This is a genomic window from Parendozoicomonas haliclonae, from assembly GCF_900174585.1.
Classification (GTDB): domain Bacteria; phylum Pseudomonadota; class Gammaproteobacteria; order Pseudomonadales; family Endozoicomonadaceae; genus Sansalvadorimonas; species Sansalvadorimonas haliclonae.
This window is the reverse complement of record NZ_FWPT01000001.1, coordinates 523,244-537,190: the sequence shown is the minus strand read 5'-3', so window position 1 is coordinate 537,190 and position 13,947 is coordinate 523,244. Positions and strand designations below refer to the sequence as shown.

The window sequence follows — 13,947 nt, the reverse complement described above, 5'->3', positions numbered from 1 at the left end:
AGGCCGAGCCTTTCATTGACCATCTGGTGAATGGATCGAAACCGATTAAATAATTGCATGACAACTTACGCCGTTGGCGATATCCAGGGCTGCTACGATGCCCTGCGCAGATTGCTCGACAAGATTGACTTCGACGAAGACAAGGACAAGCTCTGGGTCGCCGGCGATCTGGTGAACCGTGGTCCAGCCTCCGCCGAAACACTCCGCTACCTGAAAGGCCTCGGCGAAAACTGTACGGCCGTTCTCGGCAACCATGATCTCCACCTGCTGGCCATCGCTGCCGGCGCCAGAAAGCCCAAACGTGGTGATACTGCAGCTGAAGTGCTCGATGCTCCGGACAGTCACGAGCTGCTGGAATGGCTGCGCTTCCGTCCTTTTGTTCATCACAGCGAGAAGCACCACTGCCTGATGGTGCATGCCGGCGTTCCGCCAATCTGGGATGAAGACAAGATCCTCAGACGGGCCGCTGAACTGGAAGCCGCAATCCAGGGTCCAGACAGTCACGACTTTTTCATGCACATGTATGGCAACCAGCCGGACCATTGGTCCAAAGATCTGACCGGTAATGATCGCCTGCGCATGATTGCCAATTACTTTACCCGTATGCGTTTCTGCAGCGCGGACGGCACCCTTGAGCTGGATTCCAAAGGCAATATACCGCCCCGGGGTTTCGCCCCCTGGTTTTTGCACAAACATAAACGCAGCAAGGATCTGACCGTACTTTTTGGACACTGGGCCGCTCTGGAAGGCCGGGTCTTTAAAAAAGGCTATGAGGCACTGGACACCGGTTGCGTCTGGGGAGGTCAGCTAACTGTGATGCGCATCAAGGACAGAAAACGCTTTTCGGTGGACGCTGACGGGTAATAGCCCTTAGAATTTAAGTAGTTATTATTACGACCACGTCATCGAAATAGCCACGGCATCGCTTCGGGTGCACAGGCCAGCGTCGGACTGGAAACGTCTGGCCGAAAACACTGACAGGACTGTTGCAGGAATGGCAGAGAAAAAGAACAAAACCAGCATCTTCACCTGGGAAGGCAAGGATAAGAACGGGCGTTCCACCAAAGGTGAGATCAGCAGTGCCAGTATGGCACTGGCCAAGGCCGAATTGCGCAAGCAGGGTATCAACCCGACCAAAGTGCGCAAGAAAGGGATTAGCCTTGGCGGTGGCGGCAAAAAGATCAAGCCGATGGATATCGCCCTGTTCACCCGTCAGCTGGCCACTATGACCAAGGCCGGTGTGCCTATGCTGCAGGCTTTCGAGATTACTGCAGATGGTACCGAAAACCCATCCATGAAGGATCTGATCACTCAGATCAAAAATGATGTGGCCGGCGGTACCAACTTTGCCGATTCTCTGCGCAAACACCCAAAATACTTTGATGACCTCTACTGTAACCTGGTGCACTCCGGTGAACAGTCCGGTGCCCTGGAAACCCTGCTTGATCGTATCGCGACTTATAAAGAGAAGACCGAGGCTCTGAAGGCCAAGATCAAAAAGGCAATGAACTACCCGATTGCGGTTGTTGCTGTAGCCGTGATCGTAACCGGTATCCTGCTGGTCAAGGTTGTGCCGCAGTTCCAGGAAGTATTTGCTGGCTTTGGTGCCGAGCTTCCCGCCTTTACCCAAATGGTTATCAACATATCTGAAGTGATGCAGGAATGGTGGTGGGTCGTTCTACTCGGCGCCATTGCTGCTGGCTTTGCTATCAGCAAACTGTTGGAAAAATCGGCCAAGGCCCGAGACCAGTTTGACCGTATGCTGCTGAAGATTCCGGTTATCGGCCAGATTCTCGACAAATCGGCTATTGCCCGTTTTGCCCGAACCCTCTCAACGACCTTTGCTGCGGGTGTTCCGTTGGTTGAGGCGTTGGACTCGGTTGCCGGTGCCGCCGGTAATGTTGTGTACCGGGAAGCCACCAACCGGATCAAGGAAGATGTCTCCACCGGTCAGCAGCTACAGTTCTCCATGCGTAACACTGGTGTATTCCCGGCCATGGCAGTACAGATGGTATCGATCGGTGAAGAGTCTGGTGCTCTGGATGAAATGCTGGGTAAAGTCGCGACCTTCTATGAAGATGAAGTGGACAACATGGTCGACGGTCTGACCAGCCTGATGGAGCCTATCATTATGGTGGTTCTCGGTACGCTGGTTGGCGGCCTGATTATCGCGATGTATCTGCCAATCTTCCAGCTGGGCTCTGTGGTTTAAAGCCAGTTGTTCAGGGGAATTAAAACTGTTTACAGATGCATTAAACTATTTTCAGACTCAAACTATGGCTTACCTTCTCTCCGAACGTCAAATTTTAGCTTGCGAGAGAAGGTTATGGAAACCAAACGCAAAGATGTTACCAAAAACGATATCCTCAAATGAAGAAAGAGAGCAGGCTTACGATAGGGCACGGAAATAAAGTGATTTTATAAAGCCTCTGGTCGTGGTCAACTGGTGCGTAAGCCCTGAGAGAAGAGGTGGGGCTAGGTTAAAATCAAAAAATGTTTGTTTAAAGTAATAAGAATAAATCCCCAAATTAACCAAGCTGTCATACCTTGTCTCATATTGATTAGCTAGGGTTGTGGCCGAGTTAATTGGGTATTTTCTTATGGCATCACAATCACCAGAAACCGCAACACTTGTAGAAAAAAAATGTTATGTTTTTTTAATGGCAAATAATGGTGGTCTTGTACCTCCAGGCACTGAGGCAAAAGCCTTTAACCGCTTGGTTTATCTTGTTTCAGAATCTGTCAAACCTCAATGGGAAGATTTAAATACGGATGTTCTGAAAGCCATCTTTGAATATCTGCCTTTGAAGGAACTGATGGCCTGTCAAAGGTTGAACAAAAGATCGGCCAGCATTATTGACGCTACCCACCTTCGTGCCCGCTGCTTTTGGAAAAACTTTCCTCTTACTCTTCCTCATACATTTTACGCAGCCTTCAAGGAATACCCTGCCTTCCATAAAGCACTGTGTTTTAGCGAACCCACTCACAAAGACTTTAAAGACCTTAACTCCATCGAAAACCATCAAAGCTATCACAAGATTCTCTTTTACGAGCTGGCAAAGCACAAGACTTTAGCCCAGTGGTCTCTGAAGGAGCGATACAGCGAGGTATTTTCCAGAGACGTTCTTTGTGCCTTCTTTTCCAGGAATGGGAAATATATGGTGTCGACGACAGTTGACGATACTGTCGGCATTTCTTCCTGTACAGAAGCCGGTGGCTGGAAAAAAGAGGCTTTACTTGAGATCCCTCCCCGGTGCGACAACTTTATTGGAGTCACGGGTGCCAGCTTTACGCCAGACTGTACACAGGTGCTTGTTCAGTCTCCTCCTGATAATTGTTTACTTAAACATCAGGATGGAGACCGCTGGCTGGTACATCAGCAGCTCGATTTAAGTGGTACTACTCACATAAGTCCTTGTGGACAAAATCTGTTCAGTATTCGTGGAGGTACCGCTAAAGTCATGGTTAAAAATCAGGGCGGCCTCTGGGAGACTGTGCAGGAAATTGAGCACACTGAGTGGAAGAAGAACAGTGGGGAGAGCATTAAGCTTGCTTTATGTCGAAATGGTCAGCAAATGGCAACGTTTACTGCGGAGAATCTGCGACTCTATAACAAAAGCGCTGATGGGTTATGGGAGTGCGTTTATCTCTATAATGCTATGACCGATGTGAACCATGCTGTTTTTTCTCCTACTGGAAAGTATTTGGCTTTAGGGGCGTTTGGGCGGGGGAGAGGACGGGGGCGAGTCACCATTTTGATAAGGTCAGGAGCCCAAAGTGATCAGCCGTGGATTGACTCCCATAGCATGCAGCATACCCGTGAGCTAAACGCTTTGTTTTTCAGCCCCGATAGCTCACATCTGATAATGTGCTCAACCCCTTGCGTTATGTATCTGGCAAGGAATAATTTCTCAGGGCAGTGCAATATCACCGCAACGGATCAGGAAGGTAATGAAGCTCCTGTTTATGCCTCTGGAGGAGCATTTAGCCCTGATGGCCTGCAACTCATCCTCATCAACTCTAATGTTGCCACCATCTTGGTGTGTAAACCTGATGGAAACTGGAGGCAGGTGTATAACCTCACTCAGAGGCAAACAATTAATTCAGTAGAGTTTGGCCCGAGCGGTATGCAAGTCATAACAGCTTCGAGGGATAAAAGTGTTCGTATTTATGATGTCGTTCTCGGTGAAAGTACAAACTCCCCATAGATAGATATTGAAGTTGTTTAGGGTGCCAAGAGAATAAAGTGAAGGGAGGCTGATGCCTCCCTTCTGCTAAGGTGAACACTTTCGTGCTCTTTTTACAGCCCCAGTTTATCTTCTAAAGCCCAAGTTTTGTTGTAGTAGAATTCAAGCTGCTTCGAGTAGTACTCACGGGGTTTTTGATGGTAAGTGCTGTGCTCATCGTCATCATATTCCCCAAGAACCATACAAAAATGGTTTATACCTTTTTTGTAAAACTCAAGGTTTTCCCGGTCTTCCTTGCTTATAATCCTGCAAGCGCCTTTAGCCACTGAGGCACGCTGATCAGGACTGGTAACAGTAATGAGTCGTCCATTCTGCAGCCCTTCAGCTGGCAAGGCCTGCTGACCATTTTCAAATCCGGCCCCATTGAAGCCTGTTGCTGTCATTCCTTGTTGAATTGCTTGCATAGTTGTGACCTCCATGTTTAAGCAAAAGCGATAATCACTTTTATTTCCAAAATATCTAAGCTCTGCGCCTGATGGTGCTTACTAATTTGCTTCGATAGACACCAGCTTACTTAGCAAGAATTTTGCGTTCTATTAGGCCTTAGTTGTATTCTTCTTGACAAAATCAGTTTTTTTTAACTCTGATATAAAATATGTAACCATCAACGATTAGTGTTCAGGACTTACGTCAGGTTACAGAAGTGAAGGGATATTTCTGGCACCCACTCCTCGAACTCTCCTTCTTGACTACCCCCATCAGCAGAAATAATCTGATCTCTTCTTTAACTTGAACAAAAGGGAGGATCTGACAGCTTATGTGTGAAATAAATTTCGCGCATTTCTTTGGTAATGCGCACTGCTCAAGCTTTTCCGGTATCGTGCTGCGATAACCTCTGCTTGAGCGAAGTCACCATTCTCTAAACCAGATAATCTTCACTCTGGCTTACCGGTTATCGTCAGCGATGAATGGCGATAGGCTTTCTTGTCTCTGAATCAGCCCAAACGGCAACAGAACAAGTGCCTGAAAAACTTGAGTAAGCAATGAGCACTTTACTATCTGCACAATCTGTATCTTACGACCAGACTTCCGGCCCACTGTTTGAAGGGATTTCGTTTACCCTGAGAAAAGGTGACCGTATCGGTCTCGTTGGTCATAACGGCTGTGGCAAAAGCACCCTGCTCAAACTGTTGAGCGGCAACCTTGTCCCACAATCCGGCTCTATTACCCAGTCCAGCCAGTGCCTGATGGAACGGGTTGAACAACACCTGCCCTCTTCCCTTGAACACCTCTCAATGTTTGAGGCTGTTGCCGCACAACTGCCTGAAAACCTGAGAATGGATGAAGGCTGGCGCATTGAGCTGTTGCTAGCTGAAATGGGCTTTGATGAACACGACTGGCAGCTTACGGCTGGAACCCTCAGCGGTGGCCAGCATACCCGCCTGCTACTGGCACGTGCATTGATCAAACAGCCTGATCTATTACTGCTCGATGAGCCCAGCAACCATCTGGACCTGCCAACCCTGCTGTGGCTGGAGAACTTCCTGAAACAGTGGAACGGCAGCTTTGTGCTCGTTTCTCACGATCAGCGTCTGCTGGATAACGTGACTAACTGCACCTGGATTATGCGGGATAAAGGTCTGCAGTTCTTCAGGTTGCCCTGCTCACAGGCTCGACAGGCCCTTGTGGAAAAGGACGAGGCTGACAAACTTCGCCATCAGGCGGAGCAGAAGGAAATTGATCGGGTTGAGAGGAGCGCCAAACGACTCGCCACCTGGGGGCATGTTTACGACAACGAAGACCTATCCCGCAAAGCCAAGAATATGGAGAGACGGGTTGAGCGCCTTAAAGATGAACAGACAACCTTGACATTAGGCACCCCCTGGAAGCTCAGTCTTAAAGGTGAAGCCCTGCCCGCCAACAGGTTGCTCAGTTTACAACACCTTGAGGTTCGTCCGGCTTCCGATGCTCCGGTACTGTTCTCTGTTTTAGAACAACAGGTCAAAAGTGGGAATCGGGTCGCGATTATCGGACGCAACGGCTGTGGCAAGTCTTCCTTGCTGCAACTGCTATGGCGTTCTTATCAGGCGATGACAGAAGCAGGCTACAACGAGGAGATCAATTTTCACGGTCGCTGTCGTCTGGGTTATTACGACCAGAGCCTGCAGCAGCTTAACGACAACGATAGTCTTTTGGATGCCTTACGCAGCTTTGCTCCCCTTTCGGATGAGCAGCGTAAAATGGCACTGATTAGCGCGGGCTTCCCGTACCTCCGGCACAACCAGAAGGTTAAGGAGCTAAGCGGAGGCGAGCGTTCTCGACTGCTGTTTATCGGTCTGACACTGGCCAACTATCACCTGCTGTTTCTTGATGAACCGACCAACCATCTGGACCTGGAAGGCAAAGAAGAGCTTGCAGAAACGCTTAACCAGTTTGCCGGTGGATTTATTCTGGTCAGCCACGATCGGGCTCTGATCGAGAAAGCCTGTAACCGCTTCTGGTTTATCGATAACGGTAAACTGGAAGAGTGGCTGGATCTTGAGCAGCTTTACACGGCCATGGGTGCCGCCCCCAAAAGCCAGACTAAAGTGGTTGTCCCTCAGCAAAAGTCTGAAGAAGCCTTGCCGGAGGCCTCCGATGAGGATGTTCTGCTTGAGCAACTTATGGCTCTGGAATCAAGACTGGAAGCTGACCTGAAACAGAAACCGAGATATCAAAAGCCGAAGCTGCAGCAACAATGGCGGGAAGCTATTAACCAAATATCTGCTCAGTTGGGTCTCAATTAACGGACATTTATGAGTAGGAAGAAATAAAGAATCGGGGCAGAGATATTATCTCTGCCCCGATTCTTTTTGGAGTTCTGACAACGTTACCAATTAAAACCCAGAGTCAGCATCTGAAAATCCAGCCCTTCATTCAACGGGTGGAGATTGGCATTGGAGTAGTGATACCAGCCATAGGAAATCTCGTAATTCTTTTTCGCCCCGAACTGCAGGCCCACCATGGTGCGGATCTCAAACTGGGTATGCCCACCCATATTAATAGGGGACTTCAGTTTCTTCTCAAGATCCTTCTCTGACTGATAACTCACCCCAACCCCAAAATCAAAAAACGGCTTTACGGTGCTATTCGTCTCAGAGGTCAGACGAAATACAGGGGAGAAACCCACCTGCCAAGCTTTGTTGGCGCCATTCGGGCTCGGCTGATCCTTGGCCGATAGGTGGCTGCGCCATCTGCTATACCCAAGATCAAAATAGCCATCCAGCCGCCAGTTTGGGCTGCTGAGGAAATCACGATTCCAGTCCCAGCGCATCGCAATACGGGTGTTACTCAAATCAGCCTTGCTATGCAGATATTTACCGCCAGTGACGCTGATACCATCGGGAACCAGATCCATACCTGCGGCCGGCAGGGTAAACAGCCCCAAGATCACAGCCAATACCCAGGCATAGCCTTTCTGAAAGTGATTCTGCTGATTTTGCAGATTGTGCATAGCCCCGCTCCGACGTTTTTCCTTGGTTCACAAGACGTATCGTCCGGCAGCGGTTTTACATAAGGATCCTGCAAACATTCAGGTAAAGGCTACAAAAAACTTCACCAAAGCCTGATACCATGATCATTCGACATCCAGTTTTAAGAACAATAAGCAGGATAAGAAGAATAATGAGCGACTTTAGCCATCAGGCCAGTAACTTCAAAAAGAAGAACCTCGCCTACCTCTCACGCTTTGCCAATCTGGCCTACGAAGACGAAAGCACCGTAAGAACAGCCCTGGATAACCTTGATCTGGATACCAGCAATAACAGCTTCTTCTTTAAAGAAGGTGATACGGAAGCAGTTGTCGCCGGTGATCGAAAGAAGATTATTGTCGCTTTCCGGGGGACTGAAGCCACTTTGGGCGAATGGATGAATAATGCCCAGATCGCCAAGGATACCTGGACCGAAGACAATCCCTTGGGCATGGTGCACAGCGGCTTTTATGAAGCCTTTAACAGCGTCTGGAATCAGGTTCTCGCCGAGATTCAACGACTAAGAACCCATAATCAGACGATCTGGTTAACCGGCCACAGTCTGGGTGGTGCACTGGCAACCATTGCTGCTGCCACACTGGAACTGCAACAGCCCGATATCCGGGTAAATGGCGTTTACACCTTCGGCCAGCCGCGCACAGCTAACCACCTGTTTGCCAAAAATTATAATAACCGTCTGAAGGAAAGAACCTTCCGCTGTGTAAACAACAATGATGTGATAACGCGCATACCGCCGCAGATCTTTGGTTACAGCCATATTGGCACGCTGATGTATTTCGACACGGACGGCACCATCCACACTGATGGCAAACTGTCATGGTGGGCCAGATTCTGGGATCGGCTTGAAGGCCGTTATGATGATATCTGGAACCTTGCCCCTGATGGTGTAGAAGACCACCGGATGGATAACTATCAGGCGCTATCAGAGAACCTCGCCTAAGACTTCACCAGCCGTTCTTCAATGGCATAGCGCACCAGCCCGGCAGAGGTTTTGATATTCAGTTTCTTGCGAATATTCTGCCGGTGCGCCTCGGCTGTGCGCACCGAGATATTCAACCGATCGGCAATCTCTTTATTACACAGCCCATCAGCCAGTAGACCCAAAACATCTTCTTCCCGCTGGGTCAGGTGCACCTGTGGTTTGTCGTCGGTATTGTTGAACTGGGCAAACAGATGCTGTGAAGCCCCCGAACTAAAGAAGGTTCCCCCCCGAAACACCGTCTGAATGGCCAGAATAATTTCCTCGGCATCAACATTCTTGAGCACATAGCCAGACACACCCAACTGCACCATCTTGAGGATATATTCCCGGTCTTCATGCATGGTCAGCGCCAGTACTTTGATATCAGGCAGCCTGGCGGCAAAAGCCTCCGCAGCTTCCATGCCGCCCATCACTGGCATGGAAATATCCAGCAGAACCACATCGGGCTTGAGCTCTTCAGCCAACTCCAAAGCTTTAGCACCATTCTCGGCAGCAGCCACAACAGTGATGCCACCTTCACCATCCAGGCTCGCTTTCAGCCCTTCCCTGACCATGGGATGATCATCAGCCAGCAAGACACGGATTTCATGATTCATGTTCAACGTCCCTGCTGCTTTGATAAACAGCTTCCAGATAAAACACAGCACTGATAATGGTGCCAGACGTCAGCTGACTTCTGGAAATATCAGGCACCCGCGGATAACTGTTAATACGGAATGAGCCACCAAGAATCTCGGTCCGCTCCCGCATATTCTTGAGACCAAGGCCACCTCTGCGAACGTTGTAAAAGCCTTTGCCATTGTCTTCTATCCGCAGGCTGACCACATTGCCCTGCTCCAGTAGAGACAGCTTTATCTCTGTGGCACCGGAGTGTTTTTCAATATTGGTCAGAGCTTCCTGCACGATACGGTAGATATTGGTGACAACGATATCCGGCAGCGCCTGGTCCAGATGTATACGTGTACTGACCTTAATCTCACTACGCTCGGCAATACCTTTCAGCATTTGCCGCAGAGCCGCTTCCAGACCCAGATCATCAAGTACGATAGGCCGCAGATCATGGGAAACCCGACGCACTTCCTGAATAGCCTGATCAAGCATGTCCGTCGCTTTTTTAAGATGCGCTCGCCCTGCGTCCTGCTGCCACTTTTTATCCACCAGATTCATCCACATCCGGGTTGATACAAGAATCTGGTTAATGCCGTCGTGCAGCTCCCGGGCAAAGGTACGACGCTGGTTAACCTGAAGCTTGAGAGAGTTCTGGGCCAGTTCCTGCAAACGCTGATTGGCTAACTGTGATTCCCGGATATTAATAATCAGGCCCACCAGAATAATCAGAATAACAGTGATGGAAATAATCCCGATCACAGTCACGAAGGTACTCTCGATATTGGTCTGCACATCTTCACGAATGGCTGCTACTTCGGCAGTTATATCATCGAGGTAGAGGCCGGTTCCCATCATCCAGCCCAGTCGGGGAATTTCTACGACATAAGCCAGCTTGTCTTCCTGCCCCCCTTCCGATGGCTTACGCCACTTATAGCGTTCAAAACCACCACCTTCGCTGGCACGCTTAAGCAGATTTTGGATCAGATATTTGCCATCACTGTCCTGAATATCAATCAGGTTCTGACCAATCAGGTACGGCTGAACACGGTGAACAATATTCACACCTTCACGGGAGTAAGCAAAGAAGTAGCCATCTGCGCCAAAAGAGAGCGCCGTCAGCTTGCGCTTAACCTCTTCTTCAACCCACTCACGGGATTTGCCCTGATCCAGCATCGACAGCGGACCGGTTGTCGTGGCCAATGCCAACTCAACATAATGGCGTAACTCTTCCTTCTTGGAAGCCAGAAGGTTGCGTTCAAAGGTGGCAATTTCCTGCTCGGAAAGCTCCCGAATCTGACGCTGGTGAACAGTAGTAATCGCGACAGAGATAATAATCAGCGGAAGAAGAGCCAGAAGCAGAATTTTTATTTTTAGAGTCAAAGGCTTATACGTTCCAACACTCTGATTTTTATAGTAAAGCCAAACTATCCCAGCTGCCTTTAGAAAGCAATCGGGCCGCAAAGCGGCCCGATTATTCACTCACACACATGCCTATTTTCCGGTTTTTTACACCAGACCATAGAACTCGGGGAACACCAGAATGGAGATCACCACAGCGACCTGCATCAGGATAAACGGCACAACACCTTTATAGATATCGACCGTCTGTATAGACGACGGCGCCACACCTTTCAGATAGAACAGACTGAAGCCAAATGGTGGTGTCAGGAACGAAGTCTGCAGGTTCATGGCAATCAGGATCGCGAACCAGACCGGCGCAATACCCAATGCATCAGCAACCGGCGCCAGAATCGGCACGATAATGAAGCTGATTTCGACAAAGTCGATAAAGAAGCCAAGAATCAGAATGGCCAGCATCGACAGCAGCAGGAAGCCTGTGGCACCACCCGGCAAGTTGGAGAGCACTTCTTCCACAATGTAGTCACCACCGGTATAGGTGAAGGCCATAGAGAAGGCTGTCGCACCTAGCAGAATGGCAAAGACCATCGCGGTAACCTTGACGGTTTCTTTGGAAGATTCGTACACCATCTTCCAGCTGAACTGCTTGTAAACCACAGCCAGGAACAGAGCACCGACACAACCCAGAGCCGCTGACTCGGTAGGTGTAGCAATACCGGCAAAGATAGAGCCCAGTACGATCAGAATCAGCGCCAGCGGTGGAATGATGGCCTTGATCGCCTTTACATATTGCTCACGGCGGCTAGCGACATCATCATCCAGCGGCAAAGCTGGAGCCTGTTCAGGACGCATCCAGGCATAAATCACGATGTAGACGATATAGACGCCAATCAGCATAAAGCCCGGGCCAACCGCAGCTTTGAACAGATCACCCACTGGGATGCCCATCACATCACCAAGAATAATCAGGATAATGGAAGGCGGGATAATCTGCCCCAAAGTACCGGAGGCACAGATGGTGCCGCAGGCCAGTGACTTGTCATAGTTGTACTTGAGCATCACCGGCAGAGAGATTAGTCCCATCGCCACCACAGATGCACCCACCACACCGGTAGACGCCGCCAGCAGCGCACCAACCAGAACGGTAGAAATCGCCAGACCACCACGGATACCGCCAAACAGCTTGCCCATAGATTCCAGCAGCTGTTCGGCCAGCCTGGTCTTCTGCAGCACGATACCCATAAAGACGAACAGGGGCACGGCCATCAAAACCACGTTCTGCATAATGCTCTGGATACGGAACGGCATGAACGCGAACATATCCATGCCTTCGGCCCAGACACCGAAAATCAGAGCGACACCGCCGAAGGTAAAGGCAACCGGGAAGCCGACCAGCAGCATCAGCAGCGCCACGAAAAACATTACTATTCCAATCATGTTTACGTCCCCGGCTTATTAATGTTGTGGTGGGGTGTAGTTGCCATCGGACCGTTTCCCGGTCAGAACATTGATACTGTGCAGCATCATGGCCAGTCCACTGACAGCAATGGAGAAGAAGGTAAACGGAATCACCGCCTTGATAATCCAGCGATGGGGAAGACCACCAGGGTCGCCTGATGTTTCACCCAGCTCGTAAGCTTCCTGGGCAAAACCGATACCGTAATAGCCCACCAGCAGGGCAAAGGGCAGCAACAGGATCAGAGCACCAAGCAAATCAATCAGGGCGCGTTTTTTGATGGACAGGCGTTCGTAAATCAGGTCAACCCGAACATGGCCATTGGCGCGCAGGGTATAAGGCACACCCAGCATAAAAACGGCTGCAAACAGGTGCCACTCCAGCTCCTGCAGGCCGATAGAGACGTCGTTGAACACATAACGGGCAACCACGTCGTAGAAAACATTGAATATCAACAGGATAAACAGCACTGCCGCCACTTTTCCCAGAAGATCGGAGAACCGGTTGAGCAGGTCTTCAAGCTGCACCAGCATAGTTTTTCTCCTCTCGTGAAAACAGATAAAGCGGGAGTCACTTATACGACTCCCGCAGCAGGACTTATTCAGCGTTGAAGTTATTCAGGTAGGCTTTGTCGGAAACATCCGTCCAGTGACGGGCTTTCTTCATGTACTCAGCCTGAGAGTCGAGGATCTCCTTGGCCAGTGGATCAGCAGCAGCCTTTTCTGCCAGCAGCTTGCTGTTGGCATCCTGCATAGCCTTGATCACGTCGGCAGGGAAGTCTTTAACCTGTACGTTAGGGTACTCGGTCAGCATCTTCTCCAGGTTCTCGGCAGACGCATGGTAAGACTGGATGTACATGTCGTAAGCCGCTGTACGCATAGCGACGCGCAGGATTTCCTGCAGATCTTCTGGCAGACGATCCCAGGTGCGCTTGTTCACGAGGAACTGCAGCTCGGTACCAGGCTCATGCCAGCCGGTGTAGTAGTAAGGAGCGATCTGGTGGAAGCCCATACGCAGATCAAGGGAAGGACCAACCCATTCCAGAGCGTCGATGGTACGACGTTCCAGCGCGGTGTACAGCTCACCCGGAGCGATGTTGGTTGGCTTGGCGCCCAGTTCGGCGAGAACCTCACCGGCGAAGCCAGGAATACGCATCTTCAGGCCTTTCAGGTCTTCCAGAGAGTTGATCTCTTTCTGGAACCAGCCACCCATCTGGTTACCGGTGTTACCACCAGGGAAGCTCATCAAGTTGAACTTGTTGTAGACCTTGTCCATCAGTTCCTGACCGCCGCCATGATAGAACCAGGCATACTGTTCAGGAGCAGTCATACCGAATGGCATGGTGGTGAAGTACAGGGTGTTCGGCACCTTGCCCTTCCAGTAGTAAGACGCGGAGTGGCCCATGTCGTACTGGCCGGAACGCACCATATCAAATACGCCGAATGCCGCCTTGTGCTTGTTGGCGGAATCGATGGTGATCTTCAGACGACCATTGGACATCTTCTCAGCCATCGCCGCCATGTTACGCGGCGTGTCACCGAAGATCGGGAAGTTGGACTGCCAGGTTTCTGCCATCTTCAGGCGGTAAACCTTTTCTGCCGCCTGGGCAGAACCGGCAAAAGCAGCCACGCACAGAGCGGCAGCCATGACTTTTTTCGGGAAAGAGAATTTCATTGTTTTTGTAGTCCTCTCTGTTTGAGATTTCTTCTGAAAATTTATTATTAGAATTTCAGTCGAGGACAGTGTGTGGGAAAAACACGAGGGTCACTATTCGCAATGCCGCTAAGCCCGTCTACGTAATACTACGTAGATGGCTTATATTTG

The 13,947-nt window shown here is 50.0% G+C and carries 12 protein-coding genes; 5 read left to right on the top strand and 7 right to left on the bottom strand.

Annotated elements, in window-relative coordinates:
- Positions 1–57 precede the first annotated feature (57 nt).
- From EHSB41UT_RS02585 to EHSB41UT_RS02575, 3 genes are all read left to right on the top strand, one after another.
- Positions 58–864 carry a symmetrical bis(5'-nucleosyl)-tetraphosphatase gene (locus EHSB41UT_RS02585; protein ID WP_087106576.1) on the top strand — a complete coding sequence of 269 codons (807 nt, stop codon included), beginning with the start codon at positions 58–60 and terminating at the stop codon, positions 862–864.
- A gap of 130 nt (positions 865–994) precedes the next feature.
- Positions 995–2,212 carry a type II secretion system F family protein gene (locus tag EHSB41UT_RS02580; RefSeq protein ID WP_087106574.1) on the top strand — a complete coding sequence of 406 codons (1,218 nt, stop codon included), beginning with the start codon at positions 995–997 and terminating at the stop codon, positions 2,210–2,212.
- 388 nt (positions 2,213–2,600) lie between these two features.
- Positions 2,601–4,208 (top strand): F-box/WD repeat-containing protein, encoded by a 1,608-nt coding sequence (locus EHSB41UT_RS02575; RefSeq protein WP_087106572.1) that lies wholly within the window; start codon positions 2,601–2,603, stop codon positions 4,206–4,208.
- Between the two features lie 92 nt (positions 4,209–4,300).
- Here the strand turns inward: EHSB41UT_RS02575 and EHSB41UT_RS02570 are convergent, their stop codons facing one another.
- A complete protein-coding gene (locus tag EHSB41UT_RS02570; RefSeq protein WP_133060366.1) occupies positions 4,301–4,651 on the bottom strand; it encodes a hypothetical protein in 351 nt (116 codons plus the stop codon).
- Between the two features lie 579 nt (positions 4,652–5,230).
- Between EHSB41UT_RS02570 and EHSB41UT_RS02565 the strand changes: the two genes are divergently transcribed.
- Positions 5,231–6,973 carry an ABC-F family ATP-binding cassette domain-containing protein gene (locus tag EHSB41UT_RS02565; protein WP_087106569.1) on the top strand — a complete coding sequence of 581 codons (1,743 nt, stop codon included), beginning with the start codon at positions 5,231–5,233 and terminating at the stop codon, positions 6,971–6,973.
- A gap of 83 nt (positions 6,974–7,056) precedes the next feature.
- On the opposite strand, the gene EHSB41UT_RS02560 is transcribed toward EHSB41UT_RS02565, so the two are convergent.
- Positions 7,057–7,680 (bottom strand): acyloxyacyl hydrolase, encoded by a 624-nt coding sequence (locus EHSB41UT_RS02560; protein ID WP_087106567.1) that lies wholly within the window; start codon positions 7,678–7,680, stop codon positions 7,057–7,059.
- A 170-nt stretch (positions 7,681–7,850) separates the two neighbouring features.
- Here EHSB41UT_RS02560 and EHSB41UT_RS02555 point away from each other — a divergent pair, with 170 nt between their 5' ends.
- Positions 7,851–8,657: a lipase family protein gene (locus EHSB41UT_RS02555; protein WP_087106563.1), complete on the top strand. Its 807-nt coding sequence runs from the start codon at positions 7,851–7,853 to the stop codon at positions 8,655–8,657.
- On the opposite strand, the gene EHSB41UT_RS02550 is transcribed toward EHSB41UT_RS02555, so the two are convergent.
- From EHSB41UT_RS02550 to EHSB41UT_RS02530, 5 genes are all read right to left on the bottom strand, one after another.
- The gene (locus tag EHSB41UT_RS02550; RefSeq protein ID WP_087106561.1) at positions 8,654–9,295 is read right to left on the bottom strand and encodes a response regulator transcription factor; all 642 of its coding nucleotides are present in this window, start codon (positions 9,293–9,295) and stop codon (positions 8,654–8,656) included. The genes EHSB41UT_RS02555 and EHSB41UT_RS02550 overlap by 4 nt on opposite strands.
- On the bottom strand, positions 9,285–10,688 hold the full coding sequence (locus EHSB41UT_RS02545; protein ID WP_242667218.1) for a cache domain-containing protein: 1,404 nt from the start codon (positions 10,686–10,688) through the stop codon (positions 9,285–9,287). Before EHSB41UT_RS02545 ends, EHSB41UT_RS02550 begins: the two co-directional genes overlap by 11 nt.
- A gap of 126 nt (positions 10,689–10,814) precedes the next feature.
- Entirely contained in the window at positions 10,815–12,104 is a 1,290-nt protein-coding gene (locus EHSB41UT_RS02540; RefSeq protein WP_087106558.1) for a TRAP transporter large permease, read from the bottom strand.
- Between the two features lie 18 nt (positions 12,105–12,122).
- Positions 12,123–12,656: a TRAP transporter small permease subunit gene (locus tag EHSB41UT_RS02535; RefSeq protein ID WP_087106556.1), complete on the bottom strand. Its 534-nt coding sequence runs from the start codon at positions 12,654–12,656 to the stop codon at positions 12,123–12,125.
- Positions 12,657–12,720: 64 nt separating this feature from the next.
- Positions 12,721–13,770 carry a TRAP transporter substrate-binding protein gene (locus tag EHSB41UT_RS02530; RefSeq protein WP_242667228.1) on the bottom strand — a complete coding sequence of 350 codons (1,050 nt, stop codon included), beginning with the start codon at positions 13,768–13,770 and terminating at the stop codon, positions 12,721–12,723.
- Positions 13,771–13,947 lie beyond the last annotated feature (177 nt).